The sequence below is a fragment of the Arthrobacter sorbitolis genome (assembly GCF_054510995.1).
This window is the reverse complement of the sequence record NZ_JBTNDM010000006.1, coordinates 56498-68665: the sequence shown is the minus strand read 5'-3', so window position 1 is coordinate 68665 and position 12168 is coordinate 56498. Positions and strand designations below refer to the sequence as shown.

Sequence of the window (12168 nt, the reverse complement as noted above, 5' to 3'; positions counted from 1 at the left end):
ACCGGCGGCGCTAGGGAGTGAACACCGACTCGAGCACGTTCTTGGCCCAGCCGAGGATCTCCGCGTCCACGAGGTCCCGGCCGCCGATCCTCGCGGTCTTCGGCTTCGGGACGAGCACCGCGTTGAGCGCCGGCTTGATGGCCGCCCCCGGGTACATCCGGGTGAGCCGCATCTGCTTGGACTCCGGCAGCTCGGCCGGCGCGAACTTGATGAAGTTGCCCTGCAGCGCCACGTCCGTCAGGCCGAGCGCGCGGGCGCTCACCCGGAAGCGCGCGACGGCGATGAGGTTCTCCACCGCTGCGGGCGGCTCTCCGTAGCGGTCCTTGAGCTCGGCGACGACGGCGTCGATCGCCTCGTCGGTGATGGCTGCGGCGAGCTTGCGGTACGCCTCGAGGCGGAGCCGCTCCCCCGGCACGTAGTCGTGGGGCAGGTGCGCATTGACGGGCAGCTCGATCTTCATCTCCGCCGCCTTCTCCTCGGCCTCGCCGCGGAAGTTCGCGACGGCCTCGCCGACGAGCCGGATGTACAGGTCGAAGCCGACGCCCTGGATGTGGCCGGACTGCTCGCCACCGAGCAGGTTACCGGCCCCGCGGATCTCGAGGTCCTTCATGGCCAGCTGCATGCCGGCGCCGAGCTCGTTGTGGGACGCCACGGCCTTCAGCCTCTCGAGGGCCACCTCGCCGAGCGGCTTCTCCGACGGGTACAGGAAGTAGGAGTAGGCCCGCTCGCGGCCACGGCCGACGCGGCCGCGGAGCTGGTGCAGCTGCGACAGGCCGTAGGAGTCGGCGCGGTCCACGATCAGCGTGTTGGCGTTGGAGATGTCCAGGCCCGTCTCGATGATCGTGGTGCACACGAGCACGTCGAACCGCTTCTCCCAGAAGTCGACGATGATCTGCTCGAGACGGGACTCCGTCATCTGCCCGTGCGCGACGGCGACGCGCGCCTCGGGCACGAGCTCCTTGAGGTGCGCGGCGGTGCGGTCGATCGACGAGACACGGTTGTGCACGAAGAACACCTGGCCCTCGCGCATCAGCTCCCGACGGATCGCGGCGGACGCCTGCTTGTCGGTGTAGGGGCCCACGTAGGTGAGGACGGGGTGGCGTTCCTCCGGCGGCGTGGCGAGCGTGGAGGTCTCGCGGATACCGGTGAGGGACATCTCCAGGGTGCGCGGGATCGGCGTGGCACTCATCGCGAGGACGTCCACGTTAGTGCGCATCTTCTTCAGCGCCTCCTTGTGCTCCACACCGAACCGCTGCTCCTCGTCCACGATCACGAGCCCGAGGTCCTTGAAGGAGATCTCCTTCGACAGGAGCCGGTGCGTGCCGATCACGACGTCGACGGCGCCCGAGGTGAGCCCCTCCGCCGTCTCCCGCGATTCCTTCGCGGTCTGGAACCGGGACAGCGCCTTCACGCGCACCGGGAAGCCGGAGAAGCGCTCGGAGAACGTCTCGAAATGCTGCTGCACCAGCAGCGTGGTGGGCACGAGGACGGCCACCTGCTTGCCGTCCTGCACGGCCTTGAACGCCGCGCGGACGGCGATCTCGGTCTTGCCGTAGCCGACGTCGCCCGAGACGAGGCGGTCCATCGGCACCTCGCGCTCCATGTCGGCCTTCACCTCGTTGATGGTCGTCAGCTGGTCCGGCGTCTCGACGTAGGGGAACGCCTCCTCGAGCTCACGCTGCCAGGGGGTGTCGGGCCCGAAGGCGTGGCCGCGGGAGGCCATGCGCGCCGAGTAGAGGCGGATGAGCTCGCCGGCGATCTCCTTGACGGCCTTGCGGGCCTGGTTCTTGGTCTTGCTCCAGTCGGAGCCGCCCATCTTGCTGAGCGCCGGCGCGTCGCCGCCCACGTAGCGGGTCACCTGGTCGAGCTGGTCGGTGGGCACGAAGAGCCGGTCCCCCGGGGCGCCGCGCTTGGACGGCGCGTACTCGAGCACGAGGTACTCCCGCGTGGTGCGGGTGGGCCCGGCGCCCGTGGAGCGCTGCATCAGCTCGACGAACTTCGCCACGCCGTGCTGCTCGTGGACCACGAAATCGCCGTCCTTGAGCTGCAGCGGGTCGACGGCGTTGCGCCGTCGCGAGGGCATCTTGCGCATGTCGCGGGTGCCCGCGGCGCTCGTACGGCCGAGCAGGTCGGCCTCGGTGAGCAGCCCCATCTTCAGGCCGTCCACCACGAAGCCGCGGCCGGCGCACGCCGTCGTGATCTCGATGATCCCGGGCTGCGGCGCCTTGTCGAGGGAGTCGACGCGGCTCGCGGGGATGTCGTTGTCGTGGAAGAGCTCGGCGAGTCGTTGGGCCGGGCCGGGGCCCTCGGTGGCGACGACGACGCGCCACTGGTCGCGGACGCGCCCGCCGATGAACTCCATCATCTCGGCGACGTCGCCCTGGTAGCCGCGCGGCTCGCGGGCGTGCAGGCTGAAGCTGTCGACGTCGCTCAGCTCCTCGTCAGCGCCGAAGGACGTGATGCCCCACCAGGCCACGGAGTTGGCGAGCGCCGTCGAGCGGGTGTCGGTGAGCGAGCGGAAGCTCGCCTCCTGCAGGTCGGTGCCCAGGCTCCCGCCCAGGTCGAGCGGCGCCGCGCCGCCCTCGGACGCGGTCGACCAGGCGGCGGCGAGGAACTCCTCGTTCGTGGCGGCGAGGTCGTGGGCGCGTGCCCGCACCTTCTCGGGTTCGATCACGACGGCGATGGACCCGGGCGGCAGCTCCCCGGCGAACGGCACCATGGCGTCCACGAGCACGGGCGCGAGGGACTCCATGCCCTCGACGGCGATGCCGCCGGCGATCTTCTCGAGCATCGCGGCGGCGGCGGGCAGCTCCGAGCACAGCCGCGCCGCCCGGGACATGACCGACGGCGTGATGAGGATCTCGCGGCACGGCGGCGCGTACAGGGCTGCCGGCGGCTCCTCGGAGGCGATCGAGCGCTGGTCGGCGACGGCGAACCAGCGCATCTGGTCCACCTCGTCGCCGAAGAAGTCGACGCGGATGGGATGGTCCTCGGTGGGCGGGAAGACGTCGATGATCCCGCCGCGCACGGCGAACTCGCCGCGGTGGGTGACCATGTCGACGCGCGCGTAGGCGGCCTCGGAGAGGGCCTTCACCACGTCGGAGAACGCGATCTCGTCGCCGACCTTCAGGGCCACAGGCTCAAGGTCGCCGAGTCCGGCGACGAGCGGCTGCACGACGGCGCGGATGGGCGCCGTGATGACCTTGACGGGCGAGCCCTCCGGGTGCGCGAGCCGGCGGAGGACCGACAGGCGGCGGCCCACCGTGTCGGAGCGCGGCGAGAGCCGTTCGTGGGGCAGCGTCTCCCAGCTCGGGAACTCCTCGATGGCGCTCTCGGGCAGGTAGCTGCGCAACGCCGAGGCGAGGTCCTCCGCCTCACGTCCCGTGGCGGTGATCGCCAGGACCACGGGCACCGCACCGTTGCCGGACGGGCCGGCTGCGGCGAGACCGTCCACCATCTCGGCGATCAGCGGGGCACGGAGACCCGCGGGCGCGCCGATCTGCAGGTCCGCGCTGCGCTGCTCCACGGGGCGCGACGCGTTGGTCAGCACGCGGGCGAAGGACGCATCCTCGGCCAGGGCCGCGCGCAATCCGTTAAGGCTCATCTGTTCGGGACTCCTCAGGCGGTGGTCCGTCCCCTCCCGTCACCGGGCGGTGCTCAGCACGGCGGCAACGAGGCGGAGACAGCACGAAAGCCCGGAAAGACGAATCGTTCCCGGGACGTCTCCACACTACCAAGCGGCCCTGACGCTTTGCCGCCCGGGAAGGGGGACGCGGGCACCCTGGACAGGGCAGGCCGTAGGATTACCGGAGAACCCCTGCCTGCCGCTCCCTGCGGTCTGCGCGCCGAAAACCCCGGAGGAACCATGGCCCTGAACGCTTCCACCACGCTCCCCTACGACACCTCGACGGTGCTCGGGATCTTCACCGACGAGGCGTTCGTCCGCCACATGAGCGAGTACGTCGGCGGCACCCTGGAGTCGCTCACGGTCGACGGCGACACCGCCGGAGCGTTCACGCTCACCGCCGTCCGCACCATGCCGACGAACCGCCTCCCGGACATGGCCCGCAAGTTCGTCGGCGAGACCCTCTCGGTCACGCAGACCGAGCACTGGGAAGCCCCCACCGCGGACGGCTCCCGTGCGGCGACCCTCGAAATGACCGTCGCCGGCGTCCCCCTGAACGTGAACGCCGTCCAGCGGCTGGTCGCCCAGGGCACCGACACCGTGGTCGACCTCCAGGGCACCGTCACGTCCTCCATCCCGTTCCTCGGCAGCAAGATCGCCGGTGCCGCGGAGCCGATGATCGGCAAGGCGCTCAACGTGCAGGCCGTCGAGGCCCGGAAGTGGCTCGAAAGCCGCTGACGGCGCCGCCCCGCTCCCTCCGCTCCGACCGAAAGACCTGCGCACGCCATGGAACTCCCCACACCGCTCGCCCTCATCCTGATCCTCGCCGGCGTCTGGACGCTGATCGTCTGGCCGCCCTTCCTGCGCCGCATCATGAAGGACCCGCGGGCACGCGACGAGAAGGGCGCGGCCACCCGCTTCCTCACGGTGCACCTCATGCTGATCTCCACGTCGATGATCCTCGGCGCGGCGACCGCCGTCATCGGCGTACGCGCCCTCCTCGCCTGAGGCGAGCAGAGGCGAGGAGAACCAACCGCTTGAGGCGGGCCGAGCGGCCCGCGTGAAGCCCGGCCGCGTCAGGCCACCGGCTCAGGGGCGGCCGTCCTCCTCGTACACGTCGGGGACGCCGTCCCGGTCGGCGTCGACGGACTCCTCGGCCTCCGCCGCCCGGTACCTGCGGTTCCGGAGGACCAGCACCGACGACGCCAGGAGTGCTGCCAGCAGCGATGCCGCGAGGATGCCCACCTTCGCGTGATCGTCGTGGATGCTGCCCTGGCCGAAGCTCAGCTCCGCCACGAGGAGCGAGACCGTGAAGCCGATCCCGGCCAGGAGCGACACCCCGAACACGTCGATCCACTTCAGGGACCGGTCCAGCGAGGCCCGCGTGAGCTTCGTGACGAGGTACGTGGTCCCCAGGATCCCGATCGGCTTGCCCAGCACCAGCGCCACGATGATGCCGATCGCTACGGGGTCGGTGACCGCCGAGAGCAGACCGTCCCAGCCTCCGACCGCGACGCCCGCGGAGAAGAAGGCGAAGACCGGCACCGCGATACCGGCCGAGATCGGGCGGAACCTGTGTTCGAAGATCTCGGAGAGGCCGGGGCCCGCTGCAGGGCCGCCGCTGGCCTGCGACCGGATCACGGGGATCGCAAAACCCAGCAGCACGCCGGCCACGGTGGCGTGAATGCCCGAGGCGTGGACGAGCGCCCAGGTGGCCATGCCCAGGGGCAGCAGGATCACCCACGCGGCGGCGGGCGTGGAGCCGAAGAACCGGCGGTGCCGCTGCGCCAGGACCGTGTAGGCGGCCAGCGGGAGGAGGGCCAGCAGCAGGGGCCCGACCTGCAGGTCCGAGGAGTAGAACACCGCGATGATCGTGATGGCCAGGAGGTCGTCGACCACGGCCAGTGTCAGCAGGAAAATCCTCAGCGCGCTGGGGAGGTGCGAGCCGATGATCGCGAGGACGGCCACGGCGAACGCGATGTCGGTCGCCGTCGGGATCGCCCACCCGCGCAGGGTGTCCGGGCTGCCGAGGTTCACCAGGGCGTAGATGACCGCGGGGACCGCCACGCCCCCGACGGCGGCAGCGATGGGCACCACCGACCGGCTGAACTGCCGGAGATCGCCGGCCACGAACTCTCGCTTGAGTTCCAGGCCCACGAGGAAGAAGAAGATGGCGAGCAGTCCGTCGGCGGCCCAGGCCCCCAGGGTCAGTTCGAGATGCCAGGGCTCGTACCCGACGGGCAGGTCCCGCAGCGCGAAATAGCTCTCCGAGGCCGGGGAGTTCGCCCAGATCAGCGCGACGACCGCCGCGGCGACCAGCAGGATGCCGCCGACGGTCTCCTTCCGCAGGATCTCGCCGATCCGCAGCGCCTCGCCGTAGCTCCCCCGGCCGAGGACGGACGAGCGCGGACGGGGTGGAGGAGTGCTGGTCATGGAGGTGTCCTTTGCGGGTCGACGAAGAAACTGCCGACCAGACTTCCCGGCTCACCTCCGGTCACTCTACAGACCCCACTAGGATCGGCCCATGGGCGAACCCGGACGCACACCGATCGAGGGAAGCCTTGCAGAGACGAGCCGTGGTGCGCGGCGCTCCCGTCAGCGGCGCCGCATCATCCTCAGCGAACTCGCCCTCAGCGTCACCTTCACCCTCTCCACGCTGCACGGGATCGCCGAGCGCGAGGAACTCACCTCGCCCCCCGTCTTCCTGGCCGCCTGGGTGCTGAACCTCCTCGTCCTGGTGCTGTGCTGCACGCTGCCGTGGTCGCGCATCCCGGGCCGCTGGGTGATCATCGTCCCCCTGGTGGACTTCGTCGCGATCGGCCTGTCGCGCGCAGCAGCAGGCGAGAGCATGCCCGGCATCGGCCTGCTGGCCGCGTTCCCCGTGGTCTGGATCGCGGCTTCCCGGGTCCGCACGGGCACGGCCGTCGCCGTCGCCGCCGTCGCATCCCTGACGATGGTCTGGTCCCCGCTGCTGCTCGGCGGGCGGTCGCCCACGTTCGACGCGCTGTTCGATCCGATCCTGCTGCCCGTGATGCTCTGCGGGCTCGCGTGGTTCGTCAGTTCGATCACGAAGGACAACCGACAGCGGCAGGAAGCGCTGAGGGCGTCCCAGGCGGCGCTGCGCGAGAGCGTGGAAGCGGGCCGCACCCGCGAGCGCCTGCTCAACACCGTCCTCGACACCGTCAGCGTGGGTCTCCTGGCGGTCGACGCCGAGGGCCACGACGTCCTCATGAACGCCAGGCAGCGGGCGGTCCACTCCGCCGCGGCGCCTCCCGGCAACGCCGATCCGAACGAGTCCGAGCTGCTGCTCTTCGGCCCGGACAGGGTCACGCCCCTCCCGCCGGAGGCGCGGCCGGTCCGGCGCGCGATCCGCGGTGAGGACCTCGACGCCGAGCAGGTGTGGGTGGGTACGGGGCGCTCGCAGCGCGCGCTCAACATCTTCTCGCACGCCATGCACGACGACGACGGCGCCTTCGCGGGGACGGTCGTCTCCTTCCACGACGTGACCGAACTGGTCCTCGCGCTGCAGGCCAAGGACGACTTCCTCTCGAACGTCTCGCACGAGTTCCGCACGCCGCTCACGTCGATCCTCGGGTACCTCGAGCTGACGCTCGAACGCGCCGGGACCCTGCCCGACGGCGTCGCCGGCCACCTCGAGGTCGCGCGGCGCAACGCGGTGCGGCTCGAGCGGCTGGTCGAGGACCTGCTCGCCATCAACGCCGGCTCCTTCCGCGTCGACCCGGTGCCCACGGACGTGGGCAGGGTCCTCGCGGAGGCGGCGTCGTCGGGCCAGGTCCGCGCCACGCGCGCGGGGCTGCGCCTCGTGAACCGTGCTCCGTCGACCCTCCCCGCCGTCGTGGACCCCACACGCCTCGCGCAGGCTGTCGACAACCTGCTCACCAACGCCGTCAAGTACAACCGGAAGGGCGGGAGCATCACGCTGAACGCCTGCCGGAGCGACGACGGCCTGATCGTCGAGGTCGAGGACACCGGGATCGGCATCGAGGAGGACGACCTCCACCAGATCTTCGACCGCTTCTTCCGCTCGCCGTCCGTCCGCACGTCGACGGTGCCGGGCGTGGGGCTGGGGCTGCTGATCACCAAGACGATCGTGAGCGAGCACCGCGGGTCCATCACCGTGACGAGCGAGCGCGGCAAGGGCACCTGCTTCACGATCCTCATCCCGCAGCCTGCGATGGACGGCGTCCTGCCCTGAACGAGTGCCGGCGGTGAAGATTCGGGTATCCCTCAACCGTTCCGGACCCAGGAAAAGAACCGTAGATTGGTCCACCATGGGCTGCACGGCGTCGTGCTGGGCCGACGACGAGCGAGAAGGCCAGCCCCCGAGCCGGCGCAATGGGTGTGGAGTTGCGCGCGGTTCCGGAACGCTTCTCTCAGGGCACGTCCGGAAAAACCAGGTCGGAGATGAGCCAGACGTCATGAATACCTCGTCCGCCAGAAAGAACACCCGCCACGGCAACGGCATCAGGCGTCCGGTGGTGGGATGCACGCTCCTGGTGATCCTGGCGCTGGGAACCGCCGCGTGTTCGCCGGCGGATTCCCAGCCGTCCCCGGCAGCTGCGCCCTCCGCCCCTCAACCGTCTCCACGGGCTGAGCAGTCCGCCGACCCTCAGCCCTCCGCGGCCGCTGCGCAGCCACCTGTCCCTCAGCCCTCCCCGGCGGCCGCGCTGGTCAACAACGGGAAGTATCCCTGGCACACGAACATCGTGGCCACGACCTTCTGGGTCGGCGAGATCTTCAACCCACAGGCGTCGGACGGCAGCCAGGCGTTCTCGACCTACGACTCCGCGTGGATGCAGAGCTACGGCGGGTGCGACGGCGTGCTCGTCGATGGAGCCTGCCAGACCGAACCCCGCGGGGCCGCCAACGGCTTCGCCCCGACCCGCATGACGCCACGGGAGAACCCGTTCTACCTCGACCTGCCCTACGACGACCTCAACAATGCCGCGGCCTTCCAGGAGCGGGCGAGCGTCATCCCCTGGGCCAACGAGCCGGCCTACGCCGGCCGGGGCACGGACCGATCCTTCAGCTACATGAAGAACCGCTGGGTCCGGATCCGCAGCGGCGACCGTGAATGCTACGGGCAGATCCAGGACGCCGGACCCGGCCAGTACCAGGACAAGGCCTACGTCTTCGGCGCCAATGACGCACGGCCGGCGAACACGAACTTCAACGGAGCCGGCATGGACGTCTCGCCGGCCCTCAACGGCTGCCTCGGCTTCCGGCAGGTCAACGGCCAGGACGACCGGGTCAACTGGCAGTTCGTGGATGACAGGGACGTCCCGGCAGGGCCCTGGAAGTCCATCGTCACCACCAGCCAGGTGCGCTGAAGGCGTCCCTTACCGGAGCAGGCAACGAGCGACATTCGCCCCCTTGACGTATACCCCCTAGGGGTATAAATTCGTCGGTACCTGAAAAGACTGTCTCCCCATCGGGGACACACACAGTGATGGTCCAGTCGCACGACCGTTGCAGGCGAGCGCGCTGCGGACCCTGAGGGTCCGGCACCGCCGCCCTGTAACGCCCGTGTCCCGGGAAGCCGCGAGCGCCGAGCCTACGAACGTCGCGCGCAACCCCGTGAAAGAGGTCTTCGAGACCGCTCTCATTCCGACCGATCCGAACGCCTCAGGAGAACACCTGGGCACGGGCACCCGTCCGGGTGCCGAAAAGGAAGTCATCATGAGCACGAACCAGCACCGCCACCACGTGGATCACGGATCCGGCCCTGAACCGACGCACGGTCAGGCCATGCCCGACGATCACCCCCACTCGGCGTTGTCCACCAAGGAGCAGCCTCACACCGGTCCGGCCGATGGCCAGCATGCGAACCATGCGGGGCATACCGGTCACGACGATCAGGTGCACTCCCACGGGGAGCACGCAGGCCATTCGACGGCGATGTTCAAGAACCGGTTCTGGATCAGTCTGGCCCTGACCGTCCCCGTCGTCGCCTTCAGCCCGATGTTCACCATGCTCCTCGGGTACATGCCACCGGAGTTCCCGGGCTCCACACTGATCGCCCCGATCCTCGGCACCGTCATCTTCGTCTACGGCGGCACGCCCTTCCTGAAGGGCGGTGTCTCGGAGCTGAAATCCCGGCAGCCGGGCATGATGCTGCTGATCGCGATGGCCATCAGCGTCGCGTTCATCGCCTCCTGGGTCACCACGTTGCGCATCGGCGGGTTCGACCTGGACTTCTGGTGGGAGCTCGCCCTGCTGATCGTCATCATGCTACTGGGCCACTGGATGGAGATGCGGGCCCTGGGCTCCGCGGCGGGGGCCCTCGATGCCCTCGCGGCGCTCCTGCCCGACGAGGCCGACAGGGTCACGGCCGACGGCGTCGAAACCGTGCCCGTGAGCTCGCTGGTGACCGGGGATGTCGTCCTCGTACGCTCCGGCGCCCGGGTGCCCGCCGACGGGCGGATCATCGACGGGACGGCCGAGTTCGACGAATCCATGATCACCGGCGAGTCCCGCACCGTGCCGCGGACTGTCGGGGACGCCGTCGTCGCCGGTACCGTCGCGACCGACAACGCCGTCCGCCTGGCGGTGACCGCCGTCGGATCCGAGACGACCCTCGCCGGGATCCAGCGTCTGGTCGCCGAGGCGCAGGCCTCCTCCTCGCGGGCGCAGGCCCTCGCCGACAGGGCCGCAGCCCTGCTGTTCTACTTCGCGCTCGGCGCCGGCATCCTGACCTTTCTCGCCTGGATGCTCCTGGGCAGCCCGGACGACGCGGTGATCCGCACCGTCACGGTCCTCGTGATCGCCTGCCCCCACGCGCTGGGACTGGCGATCCCGCTGGTCATCGCGATCTCCACCGAGCGCGCCGCGAAGGCCGGGGTGCTGATCAAGAACCGCATCGCCCTGGAACGCATGCGGACCATCGACGTCGTCCTGTTCGACAAGACCGGCACCCTCACCGAGGGCAGGCACGCCGTCACCGCGATCACCACCACCGCCGGCGTGACCGAGGCCGAACTGCTGGCACTGGCCGGGGCCGCGGAGGCCGACAGCGAGCACCCCGTCGCCCGGGCCATCGTCGCCGCGGCCCAGGCCGACCCCGCCGCGGCGGACCTCGCCTCTCCCGGCACCGCCTTCAGGTCGATGACCGGCCGCGGTGTCCGGGCCACCGTCAGCGGTCATGACGTGGCGGTCGGCGGGCCGACCATGCTGAAGGAACTCGGACTCGGCTCCCCTTCCGACATCGCGGGCACCGTCCAGGAGTGGGTGGGCCGCGGCGCGTCGGTCCTGCACGTTCTCCGCGACGGCGAGGTGATCGGCGCGGTTCGCCTCGAGGACAGGGTCCGCGAGGAATCCCGGGCCGCTGTGAAGGCCCTCCAGGCCCGCGGGGTGAAGGTCGCGATGATCACCGGTGACGCACGGCAGGTCGCCGACGTCGTCGGCGCGGAACTGGGCATCGACGAGGTGTTCGCGGACGTCCTCCCGCAGGACAAGGACTCGAAGGTCACCGAGCTGCAGGCCCGGGGCCTGAGGGTCGCGATGGTCGGCGACGGCGTGAACGACGCCCCGGCCCTGGCCCGCGCCGAGGTGGGCATCGCCATCGGCGCCGGAACGGACGTGGCCATGGAATCCGCCGGCGTCGTCCTCGCCGGGAACGACCCGCGATCGGTGCTGGCGATGATCGACCTGTCCAGGGCCAGCTACCGGAAGATGATCCAGAACCTGATCTGGGCCACCGGATACAACGTGCTGGCCGTCCCCCTGGCCGCAGGCGTGCTGGCGTTCGCCGGGATCCTGCTCTCCCCCGCAGCCGGCGCGGTCCTGATGAGTGTGTCCACGATCGTGGTGGCCCTCAATGCGCAACTGTTGCGGCGGATCGACCTCGCCCCTGAGCGCATCAGCACGGAGGTCGTGGACAGGACCACGCCGGTGGCTGGTTAGGCTGGTAGGACGAGAAGGACGACCGCTGCGCACGAGCGTCAGCGGAAGCACGGGCAGGGAGAGGACGGACACGGTGACCAGGAACCGGGCATCACATGCCGTCCTCTCCCTCCTGCGCGCCGCCCTGCCGTCGGTTCTCGCCTTCGTCGGTCTGACGGCCGTCATCGTCGGGATACTCGCGATGCACGTCTGGATGGGCGGCCATGGGTCCTCCCACCACATCGCCGTCCCCGCGAACACGACCATGGGCACGACCATCAGCGCCCACGCGGACACCGAAGCCCACACCACCGGCGGACCGGGTCACGCCCACGACCACCCCACGCCAGCGGTGGTTGCCGTCGGAGCAGCAGTCGGACCGATGGCCATGGATGCCGCGTCGAGTCCTGCCGCGGATGGCGGGCTGGTCGGGTGCGGCGGGGACTGCGCCGACGAGATGATGCTGGGCATGTGCGTGCTGGCGATGATCGTCGCCGGCATCGCCGGCCTGCTGACCCCTGCCGGTCGCGCCCTGCTGTCGACCCTGGTCCGGCGGGGTCCCCCTGCACTGTCCTGTGTTTCGCGGCCCGCGCCTGCTCCTTCACTGACTCAGCTCTGCATCAGCCGGACCTAGGATCCGC

General features: G+C 70.2%; 8 protein-coding genes. 6 read left to right on the top strand and 2 right to left on the bottom strand.

Annotated elements, in window-relative coordinates; translation table 11 throughout:
• Positions 1-10 precede the first annotated feature (10 nt).
• Complete coding sequence (gene mfd / locus ACX80K_RS12250; RefSeq protein ID WP_459272154.1) at positions 11-3604, bottom strand: transcription-repair coupling factor; 3594 nt, start codon at positions 3602-3604, stop codon at positions 11-13.
• 261 nt (positions 3605-3865) lie between these two features.
• Between mfd and ACX80K_RS12245 the strand changes: the two genes are divergently transcribed.
• Together ACX80K_RS12245 and ACX80K_RS12240 are read left to right on the top strand one after the other, a co-directional pair.
• On the top strand, positions 3866-4363 hold the full coding sequence (locus ACX80K_RS12245) for a DUF2505 domain-containing protein (RefSeq protein WP_459272153.1): 498 nt from the start codon (positions 3866-3868) through the stop codon (positions 4361-4363).
• 48 nt (positions 4364-4411) lie between these two features.
• Positions 4412-4633, top strand: coding sequence for an SCO4848 family membrane protein (locus tag ACX80K_RS12240; protein WP_104180058.1), 222 nt, complete (start codon positions 4412-4414; stop codon positions 4631-4633).
• Positions 4634-4714: 81 nt separating this feature from the next.
• Here the strand turns inward: ACX80K_RS12240 and nhaA are convergent, their stop codons facing one another.
• Positions 4715-6058, bottom strand: coding sequence for a Na+/H+ antiporter NhaA (nhaA, locus tag ACX80K_RS12235; protein WP_459272152.1), 1344 nt, complete (start codon positions 6056-6058; stop codon positions 4715-4717).
• A gap of 91 nt (positions 6059-6149) precedes the next feature.
• On the opposite strand from nhaA, the gene ACX80K_RS12230 reads away from it, so the two are divergent.
• The 4 genes from ACX80K_RS12230 to ACX80K_RS12215 all read left to right on the top strand — a co-directional run bounded on the left by ACX80K_RS12230 (position 6150) and on the right by ACX80K_RS12215 (position 12161).
• Positions 6150-7841, top strand: coding sequence for a sensor histidine kinase (locus ACX80K_RS12230; RefSeq protein WP_459272151.1), 1692 nt, complete (start codon positions 6150-6152; stop codon positions 7839-7841).
• A 511-nt stretch (positions 7842-8352) separates the two neighbouring features.
• Positions 8353-8976, top strand: a complete 624-nt coding sequence (locus ACX80K_RS12225) for a hypothetical protein (RefSeq protein WP_459272150.1) — start codon at positions 8353-8355, stop codon at positions 8974-8976.
• A 349-nt stretch (positions 8977-9325) separates the two neighbouring features.
• A complete protein-coding gene (locus ACX80K_RS12220) occupies positions 9326-11548 on the top strand; it encodes a copper-translocating P-type ATPase (protein WP_459272149.1) in 2223 nt (740 codons plus the stop codon).
• Between the two features lie 73 nt (positions 11549-11621).
• Positions 11622-12161 carry a hypothetical protein gene (locus ACX80K_RS12215; RefSeq protein ID WP_459272148.1) on the top strand — a complete coding sequence of 180 codons (540 nt, stop codon included), beginning with the start codon at positions 11622-11624 and terminating at the stop codon, positions 12159-12161.
• Positions 12162-12168: the final 7 nt, after the last annotated feature.